Source organism: Mycobacterium sp. GA-0227b (genome assembly GCF_001499855.1).
Lineage (GTDB): Bacteria > Actinomycetota > Actinomycetes > Mycobacteriales > Mycobacteriaceae > Mycobacterium.
This window is the reverse complement of the sequence record NZ_LQIK01000010.1, coordinates 1-26,195: the sequence shown is the minus strand read 5'-3', so window position 1 is coordinate 26,195 and position 26,195 is coordinate 1. Positions and strand designations below refer to the sequence as shown.

Below are 26,195 nucleotides of genomic sequence, written 5' to 3'. Positions count from 1 at the left end.
TGCCGCGCGAACTAGCCATTGTCAAGATACCGCTTGCCGAGCAGCCGTAAACTGCTCGCAAAACCCGCCTTTCTGAGGCCTTTTGCGTTTGTTCGCGACGGTGACTCAGCGGGCGGCGGAAAAGGCGCGCAGCGACTCGACTTGCGCCGCATCCAGCGACGGCCGCACGTTCTTGCGGGCCTGGGCGACGTCCGCCGCGGTGACGTCGGCGGCGTCGATCGAGCGTCGCATCGCGGTCAGCGCGGCTTCGCGCAGCAGTGCCACGCAATCGGCGGCGCTGTAGCCGTCGAGTTCGCCGGCCAGCGCATCGAGGTCGACGGCCTGCTCACCCTCGGAAGCCAGCGGTATCGACTTGCCGGCGGTGCGCAGGATCTCGCGACGGGCTTCGGCGTCGGGGGGTTCGACGAACACCAGCTTCTCCAGCCGGCCCGGGCGCAGCAGCGCGGGGTCGATCAGGTCGGGCCGGTTCGTCGCACCGAGCACCACCACATCGCGCAGCGGTTCGATGCCGTCGAGTTCGGTGAGCAGTGCGGCCACCACGCGATCGGTGACCCCGGAGTCGAAGCTCTGGCCGCGCCGCGGCGCCAGCGCGTCGATCTCGTCGAGGAACACCAGCGACGGCGCCGAGTCGCGGGCCCGCCGGAACAGCTCGCGCACCGCCTTCTCCGACGAGCCGACCCACTTGTCCATCAGCTCGGCGCCCTTGACCGCGTGCACCGACAGCCGGCCCGAGCTGGCCAGCGCCCGCACCACGAACGTCTTGCCGCAGCCGGGTGGCCCGTAGAGCAGCACGCCGCGCGGCGGAGCGACGCCGAGGCGTTGAAACGTGTCGGGATGCTGCAGCGGCCACAGCACCGCTTCCGTCAGCGCCTGTTTGGTGGCCGCCATGTCGCCGACGTCGTCGAGCGTCACCGAGCCGACCGACACCTCTTCGGTGGCCGACCGCGACAGCGGGCGGATGACGGTCGTAGCGCCCAGCAGGTCCTCCTGGGTCAGGGCCGGTGGCTCGCCGTCGGCGCTGGCTCGCGCGGCGGCCCGCAGCGCCGCCTCACGCACCAGTGCGGACAGATCGGCGACGACGAATCCCGGTGTGCGCCCGGCGATCTGCTCGAGGTCGAGGTCTTTGGCCGGAACATCGCGCAGCAGCACTTCCAGCAGCTGCTTGCGGATCGCGCCGTCGGGCAGGCTCAATCCGAGCTCGCGGTCGCACAGGTCGGGGGCGCGTAGCCGCGGGTCGACGTTGTCGGGTTGCTGTGAGGTCGCGACGAATGCCACCCCGGGGGTGGCGACCGCGTTGCGAAGTTCAGTGAGGATCAGCGTGGCCACCGGTTCGGCGGTGGACGGCAGCAGCGCGTCGATGTCGGTGATCAGCAGCACGCCACCGCCATCGCGGACGGTCGCGACCGCCGACGCCACGCTCGTCAGCCGGTCCTCGGCGCGCAGCGAGCCCACCTCGGGGCCGTCGAGTTCCACCAGCCGACGGTCGGCGCAGACCGCACGCACCATCGCGGCCTTGCCGACACCGGCGGGTCCGGACACCAGTACGCCGAGATTTGCTGTCGCGCCCAGTGTTTCGAGTAGCTCCGGCTGGTCGAGCGCCAGCTTGAGCCATTCGGTGAGCCGCTGCGCCTGCGCTTGTGCGCCTTTGAGGTCGTCGATGCCGAGCGCCGGCGGTGTCTTCTCCGGCGCGGTGACCACGGCCCGGCCGGTGGTGGTGTTCGCAGGCGGCGCGGCAGCCCCGCTCGCCGCGGCGTCGCCCCAGCCGACCGCCGAATTCGGTTGTACGCTCACGGGTCCCGCCGGATCGGTGCCCGTCACCGTCAACAGCTCGGACGTCCAGGTGATGCCGACCGACGACGCCAGCGCCGCGGTCGCGCGCGAGCTCGGGATGTCGGGTCCCAGTTCGCGCGGCAACAGCGACACGGTGTCACCGACCGTCATCACCTTGCCGAGCAATGCCTGCCGCAGCGTCGCGGGGGAGATGGACTGGCTGGCGAGCCGAGAGCCCGACAAAGTCACCGACCGCGCGCCGTAGACGGTGACCGGTGCGACGAGCACGGTGGTGTCCTCGCGCAGTCCGGCGTTGGACAGCGTGACGTCGTCGAGCAGCGCGGTGCCCGCCGGCACCCCGGCGGGTGCCTCGCCCACCACGGCGGACGTGGTGCGGGAACCGGTGAGCGATACGGCGTCCCATTCGCGAACACCAAGCGCGGCAATGGCTTCCGGGTGTAGACGGACCACCCCTCGGCGCGAGTCCAGCGCCGAGGTGTTCAGCCGCGCGGTCAAGGAGAGCTGGTGCCGGGGAGCCGGGCGGTCGGACTGCAGTTCACTCATGACGAGAACCGGGCTTGCGCAGTCCAAGTCGCATCACCGACCGGCGGTGCGGCTGGGCGCGGCGGATCGCCCGTCGGGCCGCCCGCTGTTGGCGCGGTTTGTCGTCCCATACCTCCGGATGCGCGGCCAGGAAGCGGCGGGTGCGGATCGCGAACGGGATGTGGACCACGTAGGCGCCGATGATGATCAGGATCACGACGTAGCCGTAGAGAATCGCCGCCGCGACACCGATCGCCACGAGCGCCAGCAGCGGCGCGACCATGTTGGGCGGCACCGAGAAGGTGTGGATCTTGCGCATCGGGATCGTGCTGACCACGAGCAGCGAGACGCCCACCATCCAGATGACGACCGCGGGTTCCGAAGTCCACCAGCCCTCGCCGAACTGCATCTTGGCGGCCAGCGGACCGATCGCGCCGATCGCGCCCGCGGGTGCGGGCATGCCGACGAAGTACTTCTTCTCGTAAGCCGGTTTGTCGACCTCGAGCATCGCGTTGAAGCGCGCCAGTCGCAGCACGATGCACACCGCATACACGAGCACCACGATCCAGCCGATCCGCGACTGCGACAGCAGTGTGCCGTAAACGATGAAAGCCGGTGCGACACCGAAGTTCACGGCGTCGGCCAGCGAGTCGATCTCCTCGCCCATGCGCGATGTCGCGCCGAGGGCGCGGGCGATGCGCCCGTCGAGCGCGTCGAGGATCGCGGCGACCGCCAGAAACGCCATCGCCTCGGTCGGCCGGTCGTCCAGCGCCATCTTGACCGCGCTCAGTCCGAGGCAGATCGCGGCGACCGTCATCGCGCTGGGCAGAATCCGCAGGCTGACGACGGAGCGTTTGATGCGGGGCCGGATCACGGCAGTTCGGCCAATACCGTCTCGCCCGCCAGCGCGCGCTGTCCCGTCGTCACCAGGATGTTGGAGCCCGCAGGCAGGTACGTGTCCAGCCGTGAGCCGTAGCGGATCAAACCGTAGGTCTGGCCGATCGCCAACTTGTCGCCCACTTTGGCGTCGCACACGATGCGCCGCGCCACCAGGCCCGCGATCTGCACGGCGATCACCTCGACGCCGTCGGCCGTGCGGATGAGAACGCTGTTGCGTTCGTTGTCCTCGCTGGCCGCCTCGAGTTCGGCCGAGCCGAACAATCCGGGCCGGTGCTCGACGGCGACGACCTCACCGCCGACCGGGGCCCGCTGCACGTGCGCGTCGAAGATCGACAGGAAGATGCTGATCCGCGGCAACGGCGTTGCGGGTAAACCGAGTTCGGCCGGGGGCGCTGCCTCCTCGATGAGGCAGATCAAGCCGTCCGCCGGTGCGACGACCAAACCGGGACGCGTCGGGGGCACCCGCGGGGGGTGCCGGAAGAACGCCGCGTTCGCGGCGGCCGACGTCAGCGCGGCACCGCGCAGCCACCGGTTTCGCCGTCCCAGGGCCGCGGCCGCGAGGCTGGCGCCGACGAACGGCAGCCCGGCAGGGTGCATCGGGGGGATGGTGGTACGGGCCAGCGCCAAGAGCCGCGCGGGGCCGGATTTCAGGTCGGGGCGTCTGGCCATCGTGCAGCGATTCTACGGGCCAAGCCGGTCAGGCCAGGTCCCACACCTGAACCTGCGACCCTGCCGGCAACGCGTCGACGTCCTCAGCGATCTCCAGGAGGCAGTTCGCCGACGCCAGCCAGCGCAGGTGGTGCGAGGCGGGTGGGCCGTAGCTGGTCACCGTTCCGGCGTCGGCGTCCAGCACGCCGCGGCGGAACTGCCGCTTGCCGCGCGGCGACGTGATGTCGTCGGTCAGAAGCGCGGTGCGTCGCGGCCGGTCGGGGTTGGGCAGGCCCATCGCGGCGCGCAGCGGCGGCCGGATGAAGACCTCGAACGACACCAGCGCGCTCACCGGATTTCCGGGCAGCGTGATGATCGGTGTGTTGTCCACTCTCCCGCAGCCTTGCGGCATCCCCGGCTGCATGGCCACCTTGACGAACTCCACCGATCCGCCGAGTGCGTCCTTGACGACCTCGTAGGCGCCCGCGCTCACGCCCCCGGTCGTGATGATGAGGTCGGCGTCGCCGGTATGCCGCGCCAGGGCGTCGCGGAACGACTCGACGTCGTCCCCGGTCATCGGCGAAGCCACCACGTCGGCGCCCGCGTCGCGCAGTGCAGCGGCCAGCATCACCGCATTCGACTCGTAGATCTGACCGGGCGCCAGCGGGGTGCCGGGTGCGACCAGTTCGGTGCCGGTGGACATCACGAGCACCCGCTGCCGCGGGATCACGGTGAGCTCGCCGAGGCCCAGCGCGGCCGCGAGCCCCAACGCGGCAGGTGTGACCGCCTGCCCGGCGCGCAGCACCGCCGTACCGGCGGTGACATCCTCGCCGGCCCGCCGGATGTGCTTGCCCGGTCTCGCGCCGGCGCGGATCTCCACGGTGTCGGTGGCCGCGTCGGTCGCCTCGACCGGCACCACCGCGGTCGCACCTGCGGGCAACATCGCGCCGGTCATGATGCGGTGTGCCGTACCGGGTTTCAGCGTCAGCACATCGGTGCGGCCCGCCGGGATGTCCTCGGCGACGGGCAGTCGGACCGGATGCTCGGGCGTCGCCGCCGCCACGTCCTCGGCGACCACGGCGTATCCGTCCATCGCGGAGTTGTCGAAGCCGGGCAGCGACAACGGTGCGACGACATCGTCGGCCAGCACCAGGCCCAGCGCGTCGGCGATCGGCATGCTGACCGGTGCGCGGCGGGCGATCAACGCGGCGACGACGCGCTGATGCTCTTCGACGGTGCGCATCAGATGGGGTACGTGACGCCGGTCAGCTCCTCGGACATGGTCCACAACCGGCGCTGGATGTCTTCGTTGTGCGATTGTTCGCTCGAGGCAACGACTTTCGGGTGCCCTTTGACCTCGCCGATGCCGTCGGGACCGTAGTACTGCCCGCCCTGGACGGCCGGGTCGGTGGCCGCCCGAAGCGTCGACAGCGCGCCCATCGACGCCGGCTGGGTGGCGATCTTCCAGACGAAGTCGGGAACGAAGCCGGGGATGTAGCGCATCAACTCGGTGTCGGAGAAGCCGGGATGCGCGGCCGCGGCGATCGTCGGCGCGCCTTTGAGTTTGAGCCGTCGCTGCAGTTCGTAGGTGAACAGGAGGTTGGCCAGCTTCGACTGCCCGTAGGCCTGCACCCGGTTGTACCCGGTTTCGAAGTGGGGGTCCTCGAAGCGGATTCGGGCCATGATCCGGTGCCCGACGCTGCTGACCGTCACGATGCGCGACCCGTCGACGGTCAGCAGATGGTCGAGCAGCAGGCCGGTCAACGCGAAGTGGCCGAGGTGGTTTGTGCCGAACTGCATTTCGAAGCCGTCTCGGGTGGGCTCGCGGTTCGGCACGTACATCACGCCGGCGTTGTTGATCAGCAGGTCGATGCGCGGATGCGCCGCGCGCAGCTCCTCGGCGGCCCTGCGGACGCTGTCGAGTGAGGACAGGTCGAGCTCCTGCAGTGTGATGACGGCGTTGGGGCTGGCCGCCTTGATGCGGTCCCTGGCCTCGGTCCCCTTGTCGAGGTTGCGCACCGCCAGCACGACCTGGGCGCCCTTGGCGGCCAGCGCGGCCGCGGTGTCGTAGCCCAGGCCGCTGTTCGCGCCGGTGACGATGGCGGTCCGCCCGGACTGATCCGGAATGTCGGCCGCGGTCCACTTGCTGCCCATGACGCTCAACATACCCAGCGACCGATGCCGTCGCGGTTACCTACGCTGGACGCTTGATGACCGATCTCGTGAATCTCTCCGACCCCGCGAACAAGCCGAGCCGCAAGGCGCCCTTGGTGTGGGCGATCGGCGCGGCGATTCCATGGTCGGTGCTCGCGGTCGGGCAGTTCGTGTGGTTGTTGGTGGACCCGCACGTGTGGTGGGTGCACGCACTCGCGGCGGTGGGCACGCTGCTGGGCATCGCCGTGTTCGTCGTGGTGGTGCCCCTCTGGCGGTACCGGGTGCATCGGTGGGACGTCGACCCGCGGGCCGTGTACACCCGCACCGGTTGGCTGACCCAGGAGCGCCGGATCGCGCCCATCTCGCGCGTGCAGACCGTCGACACCGAACGCGGACCGCTGGATCGGCTGTTCGGGCTCGCGAACGTGACCGTGACGACCGCGTCGTCGGCGGGCGCGGTGCGCATCGTGGCGTTGGACGCCGACGTCGCCGACGGGGTTGTCGCGCGCCTCACCGACATCGCCGCGCTCGGCGGCGAGGACGCCACATGACGAGCGCCGTCCCCGTCGAGGGCGACTGGCAGCGGCTCAGCCCGCGGATGCTGTTGGTGCACCCCGTGCACGAGGTGATACGCCAGATCCCGGTGATCGTCGGGACGCTGGTGCTCGGCACCGCGACGGGCAACCCGCTGCTGGCGTACGCCGCACTGGGGGTGACCGTGGCGATCGGCTTGGCACGCTGGTTCACCACCACCTACCGCATCGGCGCCGAGGACGTCCAGCTACGGACCGGCGTATTGCAGCGCAAGCTGCTCTCGGTGCCGCGCAACAGGATTCGATCGGTGTCCACCGAGGCGCGGCTACTGCACCGGCTGCTGGGGTTGACGGTGGTGCGGGTCGGCACGGGTCAGGAGGCCAGGGGCGACGCAGTGTTCGCGCTCGACGCCGTGCGCTCCGAGCAGGTGGGCCGGCTGCGCGCGGTGCTGCTGGCCGACTCGCTGGCGGCAGATGCGGAGCAGCCGAGCGCGCCGGGCCGGGTGCTCGCCCGGTGGACGCCGTCGTGGCTGCGCTACAGCCCGCTCAGCTTCACCGGGCTCGCGATGATCGCCGCGGCGGTCGGTCTGGTGTACCAGGTGGGTGCTCAGGGCGCGGTCCGCGACTCGGAGGTCGCGCGGTCGGGGCTGGCGGCCGCGGAACGGTTCGGGGTGGCGGCCAGCATCGCCGTTGCGGCGGTGGCCATCCTGGCGGCCTCGGTGGTGCTCTCGGTTCTGCAGTCGTTGTTGAGCTACGGAAACCTCGAGCTGCGGCGCGACTTCGAGGTGCTGCATCTCAAGCACGGTCTGGTCCGGGTCCGCGAGCACACCTTCGACATGCGCCGGCTGCGCGGGGGCACGCTGCGGGAACCGTTGCTGGTGCGGTTGCTCGGCGGCGCCCGCCTCGACGCGGTGATGACCGGTGTCGGGGGAGAGGGCGAGGCGTCTCTGCTATTGCCGCCGTGTCCGAAACGCACGGCCGAGGCGATGTTGACCGACCTGATCGAACGCCGCGACGCGGTGACCGGTCCCCTTCGCACGCACGGCCCCGTCGCGACGCGCCGGCGGTGGACACGCGCGCTGGTACTGCCCGCGCTCGTGGCGGTAGCGCTGCTCGTCGCGCCGACGCCGGCCTGGGTGTGGGCGCCGTGGACCGTGCTGGCCGCGGGTTGCGCGCTGTTGGCCGTCGACCGTGCCCGGTCGTTGGGACACCGGGTGGGCGACGGCTGGCTGGTCGCACGTACCGGCAGCCTGCAGCGCCGACGGGACTGCATCGAGGCGTCGGGCATCATCGGCTGGACCGTGCGTCAGACCTGGATGCAGCGCCGGGCCGGGGTCGCGACGTTGGTGGCCGCGACCGCCGCGGGGGTCAAGCGCTATCAGGTGATCGACGTACCCGCGGATCTGGCGTGGTCGATCGCCGCCGAGGCGTCGCCATGGGTCGCCGACACGAGGTGGGCGGGCGCGGGGTCCGAGTTGCGCTGACCGGCGCGCCGTTTACTGTCGGGCCATGGCGATCGGTGGGGTGCTGTTCGACATCGACGGCGTGCTGGTGACGTCGTGGCAGCCGATCGCCGGTGCGGCAGACACCGTGCGGGCGTTGACCGACAACCAGATTGCCTGCGCGTACCTGACCAACACGACGACGAAGACCCGCGGGCAGATCGCCGAGTTGCTCACCGAGGCGGGGATGCATGTCCGCCCCGACGAGGTGATCACCGCAGCGGTGCTGACCGCGCAGTACGTCCGCGACACCTATCCCGACGCCCGGTGTTTCCTGGTCAACAGCGGGCAGATCGCCGAGGACATGCCTGGTATCGACATCGTGTATTCGGACGAGTTCGACGGGCCCCAAGCCCCCGACGCCCCGGACGTGGTGCTGCTGGGCGGCGCGGGCCCGCAGTACACCCACCTGACGCTGTCGTGGGTCTACGACTGGATGGCTCAGGGTGTCCCGGTGGTCGCGATGCACCGCAGCACCGCATGGACGACGACCGACGGGTTGCGCATCGACACCGGCATGTACCTCATCGGGATGGAGGAGACGTCCGGCCGCAAAGCCACCGCGGTCGGTAAGCCCGCACCCGAGGGGTTCCTCGCTGCGGCAAGCCGTCTCGGCGTCGAGCCCGATGAGATGTACATGATCGGTGACGACCTCAACAACGACGTGCTGGCCGCGCAGGTGGTCGGCATGACCGGGGTTCTCGTGCGCACCGGAAAATTCCGCCAGGACACGCTCGACCGTTGGGCCGCAGACGAATTCGCGATGCAGCCGAACCACGTACTCGACTCCGTCGCCGATCTGCCCGAACTGCTCGAGCTCGGGGGATGACGATGTGGCAACGGATGCAGCAGATGCTGCTGCAGCGGGGCATCAATACCTACCTCGAGCTCGCGTTGTGGCTCGCGTTGCTCTACACGGTCATCGGCGTCGGGTATGCGATGTTCCACATCGAGCTGCTCGGGCAGTTGGAGGCGGCGTTGTCCGGCGACTTCACGATCTTCGCCAACATCGCGGCGCTGGTGGTCGCGGTGGCGCTCTGGCCGCTGCTGTTGGTCAGCTCGCTGGTATGCGGGGTGGCCGGCTGCGGGGTGTTTTAGCGATGACTTCTCGCGGCCGGGCCAGTCAGTACCGACATGACTGAAGAACGCATACAGGCGAGAACAACCGTCAACGCTGGAATCGAGACCGTGTTCGACGTGCTGGCCGACCCCTCGACACATCAGGACATCGACGGCACGGGCTGGGTGCGCGAATCGCTGGACGGAAAGACACTCGCCGAGCCAGGCCAGATCTTCCGGATGGCGATGTACCACGACAACCATCCCGCGAAGGCCTACGAGATGTCCAACCGCGTCGAGATCCTCGACCGCCCGAACGCGATCGCGTGGCAACCAGGCCAGGGCCCCGACGACCGAGGCAACATGATGCCCGGCGCGGAAGTCGAATTCGGCGGTTGGGTGTGGCGGTACGACCTCGAGGCCTCGGGGCCGGGCAGCACGGCGGTCACGTTGACCTATGACTGGTCGAATGTTCCCGCGTCGTACCGTCGCGACATCCCGTTTCCACCGTTCGACCCGTCGCACCTGGACAATTCGCTCAAGAACCTGGCATCCGTGGCCGAGGCGCGCCGCTAAGGCTGGAGGCTGCGGACCGCCTCGATGCGGGCCCGCAGCTGATCCGTCGTGGCCGCCGCGACGGCCGGCCCGCCGCAGATCCGGCGCAGCTCCTTGTGGATCCAGCCGTGTGGCTTGCCGGTGCGGTGGTGCGCGATGGACACCAGCGTGTTGAGCTCCTTGCGTAGTTCGCGGAGCTGGCCGTGGGTGGACACCCGGGGCACCTCGCCCGAGGCGGTCTGGCGAGTCAACTGTTCTTCCTGCCTGCGGCGCAACAGGTCTCGCATCTGATCCGCGTCGAGCAGCCCGGGGATGCCGAGGTAGTCGGCCTCCTCCTCGCTGCCCGCAGGCGTTGCGGTGCCGAACGAGGAGCCGTCGAAGATGACCTGGTCGAGCTCGGCGTCGGCGCCCAGCATCTCGAAACCGTTGTCGAGCTCGCCCGCCTCGTCTTTCTGTTTGTTGGCCTCCTCGAGGGCCGCGTCGTCCCACTCGCCCTGCGACTCGCGGTGCGGCCTGCCGAGCACGTGGTCGCGCTGCGCCTCCATCTCGCTGGCCAGGTCGAGCAGCGCAGGCACCGACGGCAGGAAGATGCTCGCGGTCTCGCCGGGACGACGGGATCGGACGAAGCGGCCGATCGCCTGGGCGAAGAACAGCGGGGTCGACGCGCTGGTCGCGTATACGCCGACGGCCAGCCGCGGCACGTCGACACCCTCGGAAACCATGCGCACGGCGACCAGCCAGCGGCTGCTGCCCCCCGCGTACTCGGCGATGCGCTCCGAGGACCCGGGATCGTCGGAGAGCACGAGCGTCGGCGGTTCCCCGGTCAGCGTGGTGAGCACCTTGGCGTAGGCGCGTGCCGCCTTCTGGTCCGACGCGATCACCATCGCCCCCGCGTCGGGCACGCCGCCGTTGCGCAACTGCGTGAGCCGGGTGTCGGCGGCCTGCAGAACCGCGGGAATCCACTCGCCCTCGGGGTTGAGCACGGTGCGCCACGCGCGTGCGGTCTGCTCGGCGTTGAGTGGTTCGCCGAGCCGCGCCGCATACTCCTCGCCGGCGCTGGTGCGCCAGCGTGCCTCGCCGGAGTAGGCCAGGAACACCACCGGCCGCACCACGCCGTCGGCCAGCGCGTCGGAGTAGCCGTAGATGTGGTCGGCGCGTGAGCGCAGGACCCCTTCACCGTCGGGTTCGTAGGTGACGAACGGGATCGGGCTGTCGTCGCTGCGGAACGGGGTGCCGGTCAGCGACAGTCGGCGGGTGGCGTCGCCGAACGCCTCGCGCATCGCCTCGCCCCAGCTCTTCGCGTCGCCGCCGTGGTGGATCTCGTCGAAGACGACGAGCGTGCGGTAGTTCTCGGTGCGCACCCGATGCCGGGTCGGGTGGCTGGCCACCTGGGCGTAGGTGACGACGACGCCGTGGTACTCCGAGGAAGTGTGCGAGGCGCTGTTGGAGAACTTCGGGTCCAGCGAGAGGCCGAGCCTCGCGGCGGCCAGCGCCCACTGGATTTTGAGGTGTTCGGTCGGCACGACGACGGTGATCCGCTCGACGGTGCCGTCGGCCAACAGCTCACCGGCCACGCGCAGGGCAAACGTCGTCTTACCCGCGCCGGGAGTTGCCACGGCAAGGAAATCGCGCGGTTTGGCGCCAAGATACCGCACCAATGCCCGACGCTGCCAGCCTCGCAAAGCCTGGGTGTCGGGCGCTGCTTCTGCCCGCACCCAGAGACTCCTCACTGATCGGACAGCAGCCTAGCGCAACGGATTACGGCCGCGCACCTTTCAAAGCGTGTCGTGCGGCGTGTCACTCCACGAAGTGATTGTCATGCTTGGTGAACCACTGGCTGCGCTCCTCGTCGGTGAGCTCGCCGAGTTGGGCCAACCCTTCGAAGTACGCCTCGCGCGGCGCGCCCGGAGCAAACAACATCAGCAGCGACGTCGGCTCGTCTGCCTCGTTGCGGAAGCCGTGGACGCCGCCCGGTGGCACATAGAGGAAGTCGTGCGGGTGCCCGTCGATCCAGTCCCTACCGTCGTAGAGCCTGACCGTGCCGGACAACACGAAGAACGCCTCGGAGATGGCGCGGTGGAAGTGCGGTCCGGGTCCGCCGCCGTTGGGCGCGATCTCCACGCGGTAGAGCCCGTAGTCGCCGTCGGTCGCCTTTTGGTTCGCCAGATAGTGGTACTTCACCAGACCGAATGCGTCGTAGTCCGCGGGCTCGGTGGCGCGCCGCAACCAGGCACTGGCCTCCGGCTCCTCCGCGGTGTAGCGGGCCGGCGGATAGGGTGGCACGTTCCGGGGATCCCACAGCGACATCAGCGTCAGCCTGCCACACCGGGCCGACGCGCGTTGACGGGCCGCGAGCGGCGGGAACGCGGCGCCGAACGACCTTGCACTCGCCATGGCCGAGTGCTAGAAATGCAATTGGCACTCGCGACCGGTGAGTGCTAGGTCGGGACGGTGAGGCAACGGGCCGCATCTGCGGAGCACACCCGAGCCGTCCGTCGCGGGCACTGCACCCGACCGCAGCTTTGATGGAGCGACCCGCACGCGGTCGCTCTTGATGTGCACTACCCACTTTCGGAGGAACACTTCGCAATGGCCAAGACAATTGCGTACGACGAAGAGGCCCGCCGGGGCCTCGAGCGGGGCCTGAACAGCCTCGCCGACGCGGTAAAGGTGACGTTGGGGCCCAAGGGTCGCAACGTCGTCCTGGAGAAGAAGTGGGGCGCCCCCACGATCACCAACGATGGTGTTTCCATCGCCAAGGAGATCGAACTGGAGGACCCGTACGAGAAGATCGGCGCTGAGCTGGTCAAGGAAGTCGCCAAGAAGACCGACGACGTCGCCGGCGACGGCACCACGACGGCAACGGTCCTCGCCCAGGCGCTGGTGCGCGAGGGTCTGCGCAACGTGGCCGCCGGCGCCAACCCGCTCGGCCTCAAGCGCGGCATCGAGAAGGCCGTCGAGAAGATCACCGAGACGCTGCTGAAGTCGGCCAAGGAGGTCGAGACCAAGGAGCAGATCGCCGCCACCGCCGCGATCTCCGCCGGTGATACCCAGATCGGCGAGCTGATCGCCGAGGCCATGGACAAGGTCGGCAACGAGGGTGTCATCACCGTCGAGGAGTCCAACACCTTCGGCCTGCAGCTCGAGCTCACCGAGGGCATGCGCTTCGACAAGGGCTACATCTCGGGTTACTTCGTCACCGACGCCGAGCGGCAGGAAGCGGTCCTCGAGGATCCGTACATCCTGCTCGTGTCGTCGAAGGTGTCGACGGTCAAGGATCTGCTGCCGCTGCTGGAGAAGGTCATCCAGTCCGGCAAGCCGCTGCTGATCATCGCCGAGGATGTCGAGGGCGAGGCGCTGTCCACGCTCGTCGTGAACAAGATCCGCGGCACCTTCAAGTCCGTCGCCGTCAAGGCCCCGGGCTTCGGTGACCGCCGCAAGGCGATGCTGCAGGACATGGCCATCCTCACCGGTGGTCAGGTCATCAGCGAAGAGGTCGGGCTCTCGCTCGAGACCGCCGACGTCTCGCTGCTGGGCAAGGCGCGCAAGGTCGTCGTCACCAAGGACGAGACCACGATCGTCGAGGGTGCCGGTGATTCCGACGCCATCGCCGGCCGCGTGGCCCAGATCCGCGCCGAGATCGAGAACAGTGACAGCGACTACGACCGCGAGAAGCTGCAGGAGCGCCTGGCCAAGCTGGCCGGCGGTGTTGCGGTGATCAAGGCCGGCGCTGCCACCGAGGTCGAGCTCAAGGAGCGCAAGCACCGCATCGAGGACGCGGTCCGCAACGCCAAGGCGGCCGTCGAGGAGGGCATCGTCGCCGGTGGCGGCGTGGCCCTGCTGCAGTCCTCGCCGGCGCTGGACGATCTGAAGCTCGAAGGTGACGAGGCCACCGGCGCGAACATCGTTCGGGTGGCGCTCGAGGCTCCGCTGAAGCAGATCGCCCTCAACGGTGGCCTGGAGCCGGGCGTGGTGGCCGAGAAGGTCCGCAACTCGGACAAGGGCGTCGGCCTCAACGCCGCGACCGGTGATTACGAGGACCTGCTCAAGGCCGGCGTTGCCGACCCGGTGAAGGTGACGCGTTCGGCGCTGCAGAACGCGGCGTCCATCGCGGCGCTGTTCCTGACCACCGAGGCGGTCGTCGCCGACAAGCCGGAGAAGGCGGCCGCTGGTCCGGCCGACCCGACCGGTGGCATGGGCGGCATGGACTTCTGAGTCTGTCCCACTGGAAAGAGCCCGGTCTGCTTCGGCAGGCCGGGCTTTTTCGTGCCTGACGCAACGTCGCGCTGAGAGCGTCGTCGCGGCTATATATCCACGGCGACGCTCTCAGACTGACGTTGTGATTGCACGGCGATGCCATCGCCGCCGAATAACAGATTGAATGTCGGCGAACACCACGTCCCAGCGATGCACGACATCCTCATACGTCAGCCGAATCACCAGATACCCCAACCCGGTCGCAACTCTGTCCCGTGTCCGGTCCACCTGGTACTTGGGCAGGTGGTGCTCGCGGCTGTCGGCTTCGATGATGAGACGATTGCCCACGAGAAAGTCGACGCGCCCCACTCCCGCAATCACCACTTGAGTCCGCAAGTGGATTCCGGCGGCCCGCAGCCGCAACCTGATCATCGTCTCTGTTCCCGATTCGCTCTTGGGGTCGCACCGCTCGGCGAGGTTGAGGCGTGCGAAACGCGATGCTGCGACAATTGATCTCGCATCTGCCATGTCGATCATCCGCTTGTTCAGCATCGAGTCGAGCACGATGACCAACCCTTCCGCATCGAGACAGTTCGCCGCCGACGCCACCGCGATCTCTATCGGGTCGATCGCACCGATGGTGGGTGGATTCAGACGGTGGGGCTGGCAGGAGCGAACTCCGGGACGGGACCGGCGTGCTCGGGCGGAATAGCGGATGTGCAATTCGGAATCGGGAAACCCAAATGTGCCGGTGGCGTAGCGCCGACACGCAACCAAGCACACCCCCGGCCGAAACGGCTCGAACGACGTGAGGGTTGGCAGCCGGACTGACGTACCAACCCCGCCGGACCGGCCGCCAACCCTGCGGCAGCTTCTTGATCTGCGAATACGACCATCCTGCTGTGCGCAACTGTGCCACGGACACGACTCCGCCGTTTGCAGCGAGGATGCGTTCGAAATCCGCCACCGCTCAATAGCAGCCCACAACCGCGGCGGTCGAAAGGGCGCTTGTCGCCAACCTGTGGATAACTGCGGTTGTATTGTCCCCGTGACGGAAATCGAACGGCTCGCCCCGCCGCTGAACGCCGACGAACGCACGACGCTGGAAGCATGGCTCGACTTCTACCGCGCGACGCTGGCCATGAAGTGCGAAGGGATGGACGACGTCGAACTGAGCACCGCCAGCGTCGAACCGTCGCCGCTGACCCTGCTCGGACTGGTCCAGCACATGGCCGAGGTGGAACGCAACTGGTTCCGCCGCGTGCTGGCCGGTGAAGACGCCCCGCCGATTTACGGCTCGACAGTTCGCGCGTCCGGCCACGACGGTGGGTTCGACCTGTCAGAGCAGTCGACTTTCGCTGCGGCGCAAGCGGTTTGGCGCACCGAGATCATGCAGGCCCGCGCAAACTGCGCCACCCGCGACCTGACCGACACCTGCCCTTTCAACGGCGGTGAAGTCAGCCTGCGGTGGATCTACCTGCACATGATCGGCGAGTACGCCCGCCACTGCGGGCAAGCCGACCTCATCCGCGAGCGGATCGACGGCGCTACGGGCGTTTGAGGCGCCGGCGTCAGGCCGGGTGGTCGACGATGTTGAGGACGTTGCCGTCCGGTGCCCGGACGAAGAAGCGTTGCACCCCCCACGCCTCCGTCGTCAGCGGATGCACGATCTCATAGCCGCGCTGCTGCGCGTCTGCGTACGCGGCGCCGACGTCGTCGACGCATACCGACACCACGGGATCCTCCGGGGCGGTCGCATCACGGGTGACCAATTGGACGTTGGCTCCGGTGTCCGGGGAGGTGTAGCGGGCCACCCAACCCAAGTTGAATTCTTCGGTGCGCAAACCCAGGAAGTCGACGTAGAAGCTGTTGGCGGCCTCGATGTCGGCAACCCGAAGATCAGCTATCACGCGCGTGGTGCGCATGGCAGCGGGTGACTTGTCGTCGAGCGGCACGCAGTCGTGCCGACAGTCCGGGCTGGTCGACGTCGACTCCGCGGTGGCCTTGCGGTGCAGCACCGCACGGGTCGGTTCGATTGTCAGCGTCTCGTTCGACGGTTGTGCGCGGCCATCGACGATCAGCGAGTACCCGCCGGCCTCGCGCGGCGGCCACACGACCGTGACGTCGCCGTGCCGCTCGGTGTTCTCGCGCGTGTGCCTGCCGACCGTGCCGACGTCGAGGCGGCCGTCGCGGAAGACGGGCTCGACGAAGACGGTGTGCGCGCGGTAGTCGTCGCCGACCGAGATCAGGTAGGCGAACGCGAAGTCGCCCAGCACGTCGGCCAATCGGTCGAGATCCACCTTGACGCTCATAGGCCGAGAATACGTCCGCTCGGCCAAGCGTTAGGTTCATGTATGCCATTGCCGCCTCCCTCGCCGACCACCACCGCCGTCGTCACCGGCGCCTCCTCGGGCATCGGCGCCGACATCGCCCGCGAACTTGCCGCCCGCGGCCACGGCGTCACGCTCGTCGCCCGCCGTGAGGACCGGCTGCGCGACCTGGCCGGCGAACTCGGAAAGGCCGTGCGCACCGAGGTCGTCGCGTGCGACGTCGCCGACCCCGCCGCCCGCGCCCGCCTGTTCGACGAGATCGAGGCCCGCGGGTTGACGGTCGACATCCTCGTCAACAACGCCGGCGTCGGCACGCTCGGGTGGGTGGTGAAATCCGAGGTGGCCGATGAGATTGCCCAGGTACGTGTCAACGTCGAGGCCGTCATCGACCTGACCACCCGCGCCGTGCAGCAGATGGTGCCGCGTGGTCGCGGCGCGATCCTCAACGTCGGATCCACCGCGGGCTTCCACCCGTTCCCCGGGCAGTCCGGCTACGCGGGCACCAAGGCGTTTGTGAAGGCCTACACCGAAGGGGTGCGAGCCGAACTCGCGGGCACCGGCGTGACCGTCGCGATGCTGGCGCCTGGACCGGTGCGCACCGAGTTCCTGCAGTCCGCCGGGATGGACGAGCGCAAGTTCGCCGCGGCGTTCCCCAAGTTCATGTGGATGCCCTCGCGCGACGTCGCGCGCGTCGGTGTCGAGGCGCTCGAGCGCGACAAGGGCACGGTGATCGCGGGGCTGCCCAGCCGACTCAGTACCCGTCTGCTGCAACTGCTTCCGCGGCCGGTGCTGCTCAAAACGCTCGCCGGCCAACACCCGGCGCTGCGGCGCGACCGGTCAGCCGTCTGACGGCCAGCGCCGCATCCAACCCTCGACCGGCAGCGCCATCCCGTTGCACAGCGTGCAGATGGTGCGGTACCACCCGACTGCGACCAGCAACTCCATCCGCTGCTCGTCATTGAGGCTGTCGCCCAACGCTTTCCACGTGTCGTCCGACCACGAGCCGGTGTCCTCCAGTTCGTCGACCGCGGCGATCAGCACCTCCTCGAACGCACCCCAGCCCGGATCGGCGCCGGTGACCAGCGCATCACACTCGTCGTCGCTGACACCGGCGATCGGACCCCAGAACGCAGCCTGACCACCCCACTCGTACTCGCAACGCAGGAGAGCGCAGATCCGCAGGATCGCAATGGTGCGCAGCCGCGGCGGAAGGCGCGCGTCGACGTAGAGCGACTCGCCCAGCTTCCGCAGCCGCGCTGCCAGATTCGGATGACGTTGAAGACAACGGACCAGCAGTAAGGGCTCGTAGGTGCGATCGGGGTGCCCCCACCCGTTGATGCCTGCGGCGTCCTGCGTGCTCCACGGCGGTGGCAGCGGTGCGACCCGCGTCATGCAGCGGGCGCCGGTTGCCGGCCGCGGATCAACCTGCCGGGTCGGGCGGCGGTGGGCACCCCGTTCTCGGCGATGATCTCGCCCGACACGACGGTCGCGACATAGCCGTCGGCGCTCTGGTCCAGGCGGCGGCCGCCGGCGGGCAGATCGTTGGTGATGACGGGCTTGTGCAACCGCAGCGCGTCATGGTCGATCACGTTCAGATCGGCCTTGTAGCCCACCGCTATTCGGCCGCGGTCGGCCAGGCCGGCCACCCGGGCCGGCACCGAGGTCAACTCGCGGACCGCCTCGGCGACACCGAGCCTGCTCTTCGCGCGGTCCCGCGCCCAGTGCGCCAGCAAAAACGTCGGATAGCTTGCGTCGCAGATCATTCCGTAGTGGGCACCGCCGTCGCCGAGACCCAGCACGACGTCGTCGCGGCGCATCAGTTCACCGACGGTGTCGAGCGAGTTGTTCTCGAAGTTGGCCATCGCCACCAGCAGCATTGCGTGGCCGTCGTCGTCTAGTAGGCGGTCGTAGGCCTCTTCCATCGGGGTGACGCCGCGAGCGGCGGCCCGCGCCGCGATCGACGTCGACGGATCGGGCTCGTAGTTCGGGTTCTCCGTCAGCGGGAAGATCCAGTTCCATGCCTGGGCCAGGTACAGCAGCGGATGTCCGCCCTCGGCGGGCTTGTCGGCGAGGATGCGGGCGCGCACGTCCGGCTTGCGCATTTCGGCAACGCGTTCGGCCAGCGGCAGGTCCGCGATCTCCTGATAGCTGGGGTAGAACACGAACGGATTCCCGGTCAGCTCCAGTCCGATCACCAAACCGATTGGGCGCGGGAACATCTGGGCGGTGATTGCCGAGTCCGGGGTGGCGGCGGAGTTGAACTTCTCGACCATCGTGATCGCGTCCGGCCAGATCGGATCGCCGGAGTTGCCCGTCGCCAGCGTGAACGTCACCGGCAACCCGTGGTCCTGCGCGGCCTCGAAAACCGACTGCAGCACTCCTGCGTAACCGCCGGCGGCGATGTCGGGGACGAATTGGATCAGCCCGCCGCCGCCCTCGGCGACACCTGCCGCGATCGCGTCGATCTCGGCCTGCGCGGCGTCGTAGGTCGGGATGAGCTCACCGCTGGCGGTCTTGTGGAACGAGAACCGCGACGACGCGAAGCCCAGCGCGCCGACCTCGACCGCCTCCTTGGCCAGCGCCTTCATCCGCGCGAGATCCTCGGGCGTGGCGGGTTCGCGGTCGGCACCGCGACGACCCATCACATACACCCGCAGCGGCGAGTGCGGAAGATATGCGGCCACATCGATATCCCTGCGGCGCGAGTCCAGCGCGTCGAGGTATTCGGGGAATGTCTCCCAGTCCCACGGCAACCCGTCGACCATCACCACCCCGGGGATGTCCTCGACGCCCGCCATCACGTCGACGAGCACCTCGTGATCCTCGGCGCGGCATGGGGCGAAGCCGACCCCGCAGTTGCCCATCACCGCGGTCGTGACACCGTGCGCCGACGACGGGTTCAGCCGGTCCGACCAGATCGCCTGGCCGTCGTAGTGGGTGTGCAGGTCGACGAATCCCGGGGTGACGAGCAGCCCCGTCGCGTCGATCTCACGCGCGCCGCTGCCCACCGGAACGCCGTCGGTGCCGACCGCCGCTATCACGCCGTCGGAGACCGCGACGTCGCCGACGTACGGTTCGCCGCCGAGGCCGTCGACGATGGTGCCGCCGCGAATGACGAGTTCGTATGTCATACGTCGAATCTACGATGTGGCGATGATCGATCACTTCGGAATCAACTGCGCGGACTGGGACAGATCGAAGGCGTTCTACGACAAGGTCCTGGGCGTGCTCGGCTTCACCCGCCAGATGGATTATCAGGTCGCCATCGGTTACGGCACGGAGGGGAAACCCGACTTCTGGATCGCCGACATGAGCGCCGGTGACGCGGCGGGTCCCAACCGCGAGGTGCACTTCGCGTTCCAGGCCGCCGACACCGACGCGGTGCAGGCCTTCTACGACGCCGCATTGGAGGCCGGCGCCGAGTCGCTGCACGCTCCGAGGTTGTGGCCGGAATACCACCCCGGCTATTACGGCGCCTTCGTGCGTGATCCGGACGGCAACAACATCGAGGCCGTCTTTCACGGCGCGCGACCGCAGGGCTGACGTATAACGTCGAGGTCATGGCTGACTCAGACGTGGCGGCGGTCCGTGAACTTCTGCGCGACTCGTTCACCCGGCTCATCGAACATGTCGAGAACCTCACCGACGGGCTGACCGACGAGACCGCGTTCTTCCGCCCGACGGCGACGGCCAACAGCATCGCGTGGTTGATCTGGCACAGCGCCCGCCAACAGGACGTCCAGATCAGCGACATCGCCGGCACCGAGCAGGTGTGGTTGCGCGACGGGTGGGTCGACCGGTTCGGCCTCGACCTGCCCCGGGACGACATGGGCTACGGGCACAGCCCCGAGGAAGTGGGCCGGGTGCGCGTATCGGCGGATCTGCTCGCCGGGTACTCCCACGCCGTACACAAGGCGACGCTCGAATACATCGCGTCGGTCACGGTCGAGGAACTGAGCCGAATCGTCGACGACCGGTGGAACCCCCCGGTGACCGCAAGCGTGCGCCTGGTGAGCATCGTCGATGACGGAGCGCAGCATCTCGGGCAGGCGGCGTATATCCGGGGGATCGCCTGACCCGCTGGCCGCCGACTTGACACATGTCAACGCCCCTGCGATCTGGATCACACGAGATGGTTAGCATGGGGTCATGACTGCGACGTCCGATGTTGACCTACCCGACACCAGCACCATCCACAATCCCGCGACCGGAGCCGTCGCAGGCACCGTGCGCTGGACCGACCCCGCCGACGTGCCGCGCATCGCGGCCGGCCTGCGGGAGGCGCAACGGCAGTGGGAGGCGCGCGGCGCCAAGGGGCGCGCCAAGGTGTTGGCGCGCTACGCGGTGTGGCTCGGTGAGCACCGCGACGAGATCGAGTCGCTGCTGATCAAGGAGACCGGCAAGTCGGCCGTCGACGCGGCGCAGGAAGTGCCGCTGTTGATCATGATCGCGTCCTACTACATCAAGACGATGGAGAAGGCGCTCGCTCCCGAGCGCAGGCCGGCGTCGCTGCCGTTCCTGTCGATCAAGAAGATCGAGGTGCACTACCGGCCCCGCCCGGTCGTCGGCATCATCGCGCCGTGGAACTACCCGGTGGCCAACGCGTTGATGGACGCGCTCGGTGCGCTGGCGGCGGGCTGCGCCGTACTGCTCAAGCCGTCGGAGCGCACGCCGTTGACGGCCGAACTGCTCCTGCGCGGCTGGCTGGACTCGGGAGCACCGGAGGTGCTGGCGTTGGCGCAGGGCGCGCGGGAGGTCTCCGAGGCCGTCATCGACAACTGCGACTTCATTCAGTTCACCGGCTCCAGTGCCACGGGCGCGAAGGTGATGGAGCGCGCCGCCCGCCGCCTCACCCCGGTCAGCCTCGAGCTCGGCGGCAAGGATCCGATGATCGTGCTCGAGGACGCCGACATCGATCTCGCCGCGCATGCCGCGGTGTGGGGCGCGTTCTTCAACGCCGGGCAGACGTGCGTGTCGGTGGAGCGGGTCTACGTCTTGGAGTCGGTCTACGACCGGTTCGTCGCCGCGGTGGTGCGCGACGTCGAGAAGCTGAAAATGGGCGCGGGCGACGGATACGACTTCGGCTCGCTGATCGACGAGTCGCAGGTTGCCGTCACGGCCCGGCACGTCGAAGACGCGCTGGCGAAGGGCGCGCGGGCGTTGACCGGCGGCAAGCGTCCCGAGGGTGGACCGGGTAACTTCTATCCGCCCACCGTGCTGGTCGACGTGGACCACTCGATGCTGTGCATGACCGAGGAGACCTTCGGTCCGACGTTGCCGATCATGAAGGTCGCCAGCGTCGACGAGGCGGTCCGGCTGGCCAACGACAGCCCGTACGGGTTGAGTGCCGCCGTCTTCTCCAAAGACATCGATCGGGCGAAAGACGTTGCGGTACACCTGGACTGCGGTGCGGTGAACGTCAACGACGTGATCTCGAACCTGATGTGCACGACGGCGCCGATGGGCGGCTGGAAGACGTCGGGCCTGGGAGCCCGGTTCGGCGCGGCCGAGGGACTCCGCAAGTACTGCCGCCAGGAGGCCGTGGTGGCGCCGCGCACAAATGTCGGCGCGGGCGGCAACTACTACAACAACTCGCCCCGGGCGCTGAAGCGGATGAACAAGCTGATGACGAAGCTGGCGCTGATCACCCCGAAGCGGGCCGCCAAGTAACGAACGTCCGGCTCAATCGACGGCGGGAGTACGGTTTCTGACGCGGTTACTCGCGTTTGGTGTCAGAAACCGTACTTTCGGTGAAGGAGGACGCGCGTGCGGCTGCTCGCGACCGTGTTGTTCTGGCTCGTCACCACCGTCCTGCTGGCGGTGGCCGTCCCGACGATGTGGGCGCAACGAAACGTGGTCGACGCCAACGGCTACGCGGCGCTCGCCGCCTCGGCGGCCGAAGACCCGCAACTGCAGAAGGCGATGGCCGGCGTCCTCACGACCGAGGTCACCTCGATGCTGTCGGAGAAGGGCTACGACGTCGACAACTCCTTCATCAGCGGGGTGGCCTCGGCCTACACGGCCAACCCGACATTCCCGGGCCAATTCGGGTTGGCCAACGCCATCGGACACCGGTGGATGTTCACCGACTCGGCGCAACACGTGGAGGGCACCGACGAGTGGATCGTCGACCTGGCTCCGATGCTCGCCGACGAGTCGTTCCGCCGGACGTTGGGCAACTTCGGCGTCGAGACCCCAGAATCGCTGCCCGTTCCGGTGTCGATCTCGGACACGTGGCGGCCGGGTCAGCTCAAGCAGGTGTCGACGTGGGGGCCGTGGGTCAGCATCGGCGCGACGATCCTGACCGGGGTGTTCGCGCTGCTGACGGTCGCGGCTGCCCGCCGCCGCGGCAAAGCCATTGCGGCGCTCGGCGTTTCAGCGCTGATCGTCGGCGCTGCGGGCTGGGCCGCGTTGGAGGTGGTGCGCCGTCACATCAACGATGCACTCAACCGGCTCTCCGGGGACATTCGCGAGGTGGCCGACGTGATGGTCAGACACGCCGAAGACAGCTTCCATCACTGGCTGAATCTGAGCCTCGCGGCCGGTGGCGTGTTGGTGGTGCTCGGCGTGCTCGTTTCGATGCTGGGCGGGCTGCGGCGGCGTGACGCATAACCGGTCTGTGGCTATACGGTCATGCCACGCCGTCACGGCTCGATGACGTGTGACGGGTCGGGCCGCTTCTCGGGGGGTGCCTGGCTGTAGTCGCCCCACGGCCCATCTCGTTGTTCGATTGCGCTCCGAACGCCTTGAGTCGCAGCGGTTTCAATGAAGGACAACGCGTCGGGGGTGTTGCGCATGAGCCCGTCGAGTATCCCGCCGAGCGTCTGGGTCGAGGCCAGGCCCATGTTCTCGTATGCCTGGTTGACGATGAGTTTCTGCGCCTGCAACTGCGACAGCGGGATTCGCGCGAGCTTGTGAGCGATCTCCTGGACGCGGGCCTCGAGATTCTCGAACGGGACGGATTCGTTGATGAGTTCGACTGCGGCGGCTTCCTTTCCGGTCAACGGCTCACCGGTCAACGAGTGCCACTTCACCTTCGCCAGGCTCAACCGGTAGAGCCACATTCCGGTGAGGTAGGCGCCCCACATGCGGGCGTACGGCGTGCCGATGACCGCGTCGTCGCTGGCGATCACGATGTCGGCGCACAGCGCGTAGTCACTGGCCCCGCCGACGCACCAGCCGTGTACCTGGGCGATGACGGGTTTGGACGCCCGCCAGATGGCCATGAACTTCTGCGTGGGGCCGGTCTCACGGGCGCTGACCATCGCGAAATCCTTGCCCGGGTCCCAGCGGCCGTCGGTGGTCATTGCGGCGCCCCAGTGGGTGAAGCCGCCGCCGAAGTCGTAGCCGCCGGAGAACGCACGCCCGGCGCCACGCAACACGATCACCTTGACCGCCGGGTCGCGTTCGGCAAGCCCGACCGCCTTCTCGATCTCGTCGGGCATCGGCGGAACGATGGTGTTGAGGTGGTCCGGGCGATTCAGGGTGATGGTGGCGATGGGCGGATCGGCGGTGTAGAGCAGGGTTTCGAACTGCGACTCGGACTCGGGCGGCGTCATGACTGCAAGTTTGGCAGAGGAAGCGACGGGTAACCGGGATCGGTGACGAAACGACTCACCGGCGCCCGTGCCGCGGCCACTCTGGTCGACCTCGGCGCCGCGTCGATCGCGGCGGGAGTGCTCGCGCGACGGCGGCCCGTCGTCCGAATACTTGAAGCGGTCCAAGCGGACTCCCGCGCGGTGCAGCGGATGCAGAGCCTGCGGCGCGAGTTCGGCCGCGGCCCGGTGGAATTGGCGGTGCCCGGCAGGCGCATGGTGGTGATCCTGGATCCCGAGGACGTCGGCCGGGTGCTGGCGCAGGCACCGACACCGTTTCATCCGGCCAACACGGAAAAACGCAAGGCGTTGCAGTGGTTTCAGCCGCACGGCGTGTTGATCTCCCGCGGGCCCATCCGTCAGCAGCGGCGCGAATACAACGACGCCGTGCTGGACAGCGGCGCAGACATCCATCGGCTGGCCGACTCGTTCGCGCGGACGATCACCGAGGAAGCCCGGGAACTGGTGGACGACGCGGCCAGGCGGGGCCGTCTGGATTCGGCGCGGTTCATGACGGCGTGGTGGCGCCTGGTGCGTCGCCTGGTGCTCGGTGACCGTGCGCGAGACGACGAATTGATCACCGATGCGCTGATGCGGCTGCGCAAGGCAGGCAACTGGTCGTTTCTGTCGCTGCCGCATTACCGTGCACGCGCGAAGTTCCTCGAGGGTCTGCACCGTTACGTCGAGGATCCGGAGCCGGGAAGTCTAGCGGGCGTCGTCGCGCAGACGCCGTCGAGCGGCGCGGTGGATCCGGTGGGACAGATGCCGCAGTGGCTCTTCGCATTCGACGCGGCCGGCATGGCGTCACTGCGTGCGCTGGCATTGCTGGCCACCCATCCGCCCGAGCGGGCGCTGGCGTCGGACGATGCGGCAGAGCCCGAACGTGTGTCGCTGCGGCCGTATCTGCGGGCATGCGTGCTCGAGTCGGTGCGGTTGTGGCCGACCACGCCGACAATCCTGCGAGACACCACCGAGGACACTCAGTGGGCGGACGGGTCGACCATCGCCAAGGGCGCAGGGCTGATGATCGTCACGCCCGCATTTCACCGTGACGACGACCTGTTGCCGTTCGCGCATTCCTTCGTGCCCCAGATCTGGCTCGACGGGACCGCCCAGAGCTATCCACAATTGGTGCCGTTCTCGGCCGGGCCGGCGGAGTGCCCGGGCCGCAATCTGGTGCTGCTCGTGACGAGCACCCTATTGGCGCACATGATGAGTGCTTTGCGATTGGAGTTGACGTCGGATCCGAAGCCGGGCCCGGACCAGCCGCTGCCGATGACGTTGAACCAGTTGACTTTAGAGTTCGACGTGCGACGGACGACTCGGTCGGTGCCTTCCTCGATCGGGTAGTCGCGACGAATCAGCCTGCCACTCGCCGGTTTTCGATATATAGGTATTCGTGAACAGTTAAGGCTTCCCCGTCCGGGCGGCCGGATTTGTCGGTGGGTGCTGTCATGATGCGGTTATGGTTTCGTTCGCTCCGTCTGGTGTTGAGGTGGATTTGAGTCGCCTTGAGCGTTTGGAGGAGTTGTTTGGGCAGTTGGAGGAGCTTTCGGGTCAGCGCAATGCCATTGATGGGCGCATCGTGGAGATCGTCGCCGAGCTTGATCACGACAACTTGTGGGGGATCACTGGGGCGCGGTCGGTCAAGGCGTTGGTGGCCTGGAAGTTGGGTATGGCCGAGGCGACGGCCAAGACGGTGGCTGCGATCGCTGATCGGTTCGAGGAGTTCCCGCGCTGCACCGCCGAAATGTCGCAGGGCCGATTGTCGTTGGATCAGGTCGGAGTGATCGCCCAGCGCGCGGGCCATGGTTCTGATGAGCATTACGCGAAGCTGGCGTCGGTGGCCACGGTCAACCAGCTGCGCACCGCGACCAAACTCGAACCGCGCCCTACGCCTGACCCCAAGCCTGAGCCGCAGCGGTCGATCCGCAAGCACACCGATGAGCACTACACCTACTACCGGATCAAACTGCCGCACGTGGAGGCGGCGACGTTCGACGCGGCGTTGCAGTTGCATCTGGAGGCGTTGATCACCGAGTGGAAACGCGAGCACGACACCGGCGAGCCGGCCGGTGATCAGCAGCCTGCGTTTCCGACGCTCACCGATGCGTTCCTGCGGATGGTGGAATCGGCCTGGGACGCTGAGGTGGCGCGGCGCCCGCACGGGCAGCACACCAGCGTGATCGTGCATTGCGATGTCGACAAGCGCGCCGGCTGGCTGTACTTAGGTTCGCTGCTCTCTGAGGCCGATCGGCAATATTTGTTGTGTGATGCCAGTTGTGAGGTGTGGTTGGAACGCCGCGGGCAGCTGATCGGCGCTGGGCGCACGACGCGCCAGATCAGCCGCCGGCTGCGCCGGGCGCTGGAGCACCGCGATTCGACGTGTGTGGTGCCCGGCTGTGAGGC

26 protein-coding genes are annotated in these 26,195 nt (G+C 68.2%); 14 read left to right on the top strand and 12 right to left on the bottom strand.

The window, feature by feature from the left end:
• Positions 1–105: 105 nt before the first annotated feature.
• The 5 genes from AU185_RS09840 to AU185_RS09820 are packed head-to-tail and all read right to left on the bottom strand — an operon-like array spanning position 106 to position 6,015.
• A complete protein-coding gene (locus AU185_RS09840) occupies positions 106–2,334 on the bottom strand; it encodes an AAA family ATPase (RefSeq protein ID WP_059099249.1) in 2,229 nt (742 codons plus the stop codon).
• Positions 2,327–3,187, bottom strand: a complete 861-nt coding sequence (pssA, locus tag AU185_RS09835) for a CDP-diacylglycerol--serine O-phosphatidyltransferase (RefSeq protein WP_172800337.1) — start codon at positions 3,185–3,187, stop codon at positions 2,327–2,329. Before pssA ends, AU185_RS09840 begins: the two co-directional genes overlap by 8 nt.
• Positions 3,184–3,882: a phosphatidylserine decarboxylase gene (locus AU185_RS09830; RefSeq protein ID WP_059099248.1), complete on the bottom strand. Its 699-nt coding sequence runs from the start codon at positions 3,880–3,882 to the stop codon at positions 3,184–3,186. The genes pssA and AU185_RS09830 overlap by 4 nt, the downstream gene beginning before the upstream one ends.
• 28 nt (positions 3,883–3,910) lie before the next feature.
• Complete coding sequence (gene moeA, locus AU185_RS09825) at positions 3,911–5,104, bottom strand: molybdopterin molybdotransferase MoeA (RefSeq protein ID WP_059099247.1); 1,194 nt, start codon at positions 5,102–5,104, stop codon at positions 3,911–3,913.
• A complete protein-coding gene (locus AU185_RS09820; RefSeq protein ID WP_059099321.1) occupies positions 5,104–6,015 on the bottom strand; it encodes an SDR family NAD(P)-dependent oxidoreductase in 912 nt (303 codons plus the stop codon). Before AU185_RS09820 ends, moeA begins: the two co-directional genes overlap by 1 nt.
• A gap of 56 nt (positions 6,016–6,071) precedes the next feature.
• Here AU185_RS09820 and AU185_RS09815 point away from each other — a divergent pair, with 56 nt between their 5' ends.
• The 5 genes from AU185_RS09815 to AU185_RS09795 are packed head-to-tail and all read left to right on the top strand — an operon-like array spanning position 6,072 to position 9,685.
• Complete coding sequence (locus tag AU185_RS09815) at positions 6,072–6,566, top strand: PH domain-containing protein (protein ID WP_156425467.1); 495 nt, start codon at positions 6,072–6,074, stop codon at positions 6,564–6,566.
• Entirely contained in the window at positions 6,563–8,032 is a 1,470-nt protein-coding gene (locus AU185_RS09810; protein WP_059099246.1) for a PH domain-containing protein, read from the top strand. The genes AU185_RS09815 and AU185_RS09810 overlap by 4 nt, the downstream gene beginning before the upstream one ends.
• 25 nt (positions 8,033–8,057) lie before the next feature.
• The gene (locus AU185_RS09805) at positions 8,058–8,879 is read left to right on the top strand and encodes an HAD-IIA family hydrolase (RefSeq protein WP_059099245.1); all 822 of its coding nucleotides are present in this window, start codon (positions 8,058–8,060) and stop codon (positions 8,877–8,879) included.
• On the top strand, positions 8,876–9,148 hold the full coding sequence (locus tag AU185_RS09800) for an addiction module protein (protein ID WP_231740302.1): 273 nt from the start codon (positions 8,876–8,878) through the stop codon (positions 9,146–9,148). The genes AU185_RS09805 and AU185_RS09800 overlap by 4 nt, the downstream gene beginning before the upstream one ends.
• 36 nt (positions 9,149–9,184) lie before the next feature.
• On the top strand, positions 9,185–9,685 hold the full coding sequence (locus AU185_RS09795) for an SRPBCC family protein (protein WP_059099243.1): 501 nt from the start codon (positions 9,185–9,187) through the stop codon (positions 9,683–9,685).
• On the opposite strand, the gene AU185_RS09790 is transcribed toward AU185_RS09795, so the two are convergent.
• Both AU185_RS09790 and AU185_RS09785 read right to left on the bottom strand, forming a co-directional pair.
• Entirely contained in the window at positions 9,682–11,379 is a 1,698-nt protein-coding gene (locus AU185_RS09790) for a DEAD/DEAH box helicase (RefSeq protein WP_059099242.1), read from the bottom strand. The genes AU185_RS09795 and AU185_RS09790 overlap by 4 nt on opposite strands.
• 82 nt (positions 11,380–11,461) lie before the next feature.
• Positions 11,462–11,971 carry a cupin domain-containing protein gene (locus tag AU185_RS09785; protein WP_059099319.1) on the bottom strand — a complete coding sequence of 170 codons (510 nt, stop codon included), beginning with the start codon at positions 11,969–11,971 and terminating at the stop codon, positions 11,462–11,464.
• 282 nt (positions 11,972–12,253) lie between these two features.
• Between AU185_RS09785 and groL the strand changes: the two genes are divergently transcribed.
• Positions 12,254–13,879: a chaperonin GroEL gene (groL, locus tag AU185_RS09780; RefSeq protein ID WP_059099241.1), complete on the top strand. Its 1,626-nt coding sequence runs from the start codon at positions 12,254–12,256 to the stop codon at positions 13,877–13,879.
• A gap of 111 nt (positions 13,880–13,990) precedes the next feature.
• Here the strand turns inward: groL and AU185_RS25575 are convergent, their stop codons facing one another.
• Positions 13,991–14,470: an endonuclease domain-containing protein gene (locus AU185_RS25575; protein WP_231740301.1), complete on the bottom strand. Its 480-nt coding sequence runs from the start codon at positions 14,468–14,470 to the stop codon at positions 13,991–13,993.
• A gap of 439 nt (positions 14,471–14,909) precedes the next feature.
• On the opposite strand from AU185_RS25575, the gene AU185_RS09770 reads away from it, so the two are divergent.
• Positions 14,910–15,422, top strand: a complete 513-nt coding sequence (locus AU185_RS09770) for a DinB family protein (RefSeq protein WP_059099240.1) — start codon at positions 14,910–14,912, stop codon at positions 15,420–15,422.
• Between the two features lie 10 nt (positions 15,423–15,432).
• Here AU185_RS09770 and AU185_RS09765 read toward each other — a convergent pair whose 3' ends face one another.
• Positions 15,433–15,786, bottom strand: coding sequence for a VOC family protein (locus tag AU185_RS09765; RefSeq protein WP_059099318.1), 354 nt, complete (start codon positions 15,784–15,786; stop codon positions 15,433–15,435).
• 429 nt (positions 15,787–16,215) lie between these two features.
• Here AU185_RS09765 and AU185_RS09755 point away from each other — a divergent pair, with 429 nt between their 5' ends.
• Positions 16,216–17,040 (top strand): SDR family NAD(P)-dependent oxidoreductase, encoded by an 825-nt coding sequence (locus tag AU185_RS09755; RefSeq protein WP_059099239.1) that lies wholly within the window; start codon positions 16,216–16,218, stop codon positions 17,038–17,040.
• On the opposite strand, the gene AU185_RS09750 is transcribed toward AU185_RS09755, so the two are convergent.
• Positions 17,029–17,583 carry a carboxymuconolactone decarboxylase family protein gene (locus AU185_RS09750; RefSeq protein WP_059099238.1) on the bottom strand — a complete coding sequence of 185 codons (555 nt, stop codon included), beginning with the start codon at positions 17,581–17,583 and terminating at the stop codon, positions 17,029–17,031. The two genes, AU185_RS09755 and AU185_RS09750, sit on opposite strands and share 12 nt — an antisense overlap.
• Entirely contained in the window at positions 17,580–19,322 is a 1,743-nt protein-coding gene (locus AU185_RS09745; protein ID WP_059099237.1) for an N-acyl-D-amino-acid deacylase family protein, read from the bottom strand. The genes AU185_RS09750 and AU185_RS09745 overlap by 4 nt, the downstream gene beginning before the upstream one ends.
• Positions 19,323–19,344: 22 nt before the next feature.
• On the opposite strand from AU185_RS09745, the gene AU185_RS09740 reads away from it, so the two are divergent.
• The 4 genes from AU185_RS09740 to AU185_RS09725 all read left to right on the top strand — a co-directional run bounded on the left by AU185_RS09740 (position 19,345) and on the right by AU185_RS09725 (position 22,803).
• Entirely contained in the window at positions 19,345–19,734 is a 390-nt protein-coding gene (locus AU185_RS09740; protein ID WP_059099317.1) for a VOC family protein, read from the top strand.
• Between the two features lie 17 nt (positions 19,735–19,751).
• The gene (locus AU185_RS09735; protein WP_059099236.1) at positions 19,752–20,267 is read left to right on the top strand and encodes a mycothiol transferase; all 516 of its coding nucleotides are present in this window, start codon (positions 19,752–19,754) and stop codon (positions 20,265–20,267) included.
• A 73-nt stretch (positions 20,268–20,340) separates the two neighbouring features.
• On the top strand, positions 20,341–21,861 hold the full coding sequence (locus tag AU185_RS09730) for an aldehyde dehydrogenase family protein (protein WP_059099235.1): 1,521 nt from the start codon (positions 20,341–20,343) through the stop codon (positions 21,859–21,861).
• 96 nt (positions 21,862–21,957) lie between these two features.
• Positions 21,958–22,803 (top strand): hypothetical protein, encoded by an 846-nt coding sequence (locus tag AU185_RS09725; protein ID WP_059099234.1) that lies wholly within the window; start codon positions 21,958–21,960, stop codon positions 22,801–22,803.
• 32 nt (positions 22,804–22,835) lie between these two features.
• Here AU185_RS09725 and AU185_RS09720 read toward each other — a convergent pair whose 3' ends face one another.
• The gene (locus AU185_RS09720) at positions 22,836–23,750 is read right to left on the bottom strand and encodes a crotonase/enoyl-CoA hydratase family protein (RefSeq protein WP_059099233.1); all 915 of its coding nucleotides are present in this window, start codon (positions 23,748–23,750) and stop codon (positions 22,836–22,838) included.
• 42 nt (positions 23,751–23,792) lie between these two features.
• On the opposite strand from AU185_RS09720, the gene AU185_RS09715 reads away from it, so the two are divergent.
• Positions 23,793–25,136: a cytochrome P450 gene (locus AU185_RS09715; RefSeq protein WP_059099232.1), complete on the top strand. Its 1,344-nt coding sequence runs from the start codon at positions 23,793–23,795 to the stop codon at positions 25,134–25,136.
• Between the two features lie 115 nt (positions 25,137–25,251).
• Positions 25,252–26,195: 13E12 repeat family protein (locus tag AU185_RS09710; protein ID WP_156425466.1), on the top strand; the 944-nt coding region annotated here is incomplete at its 3' end.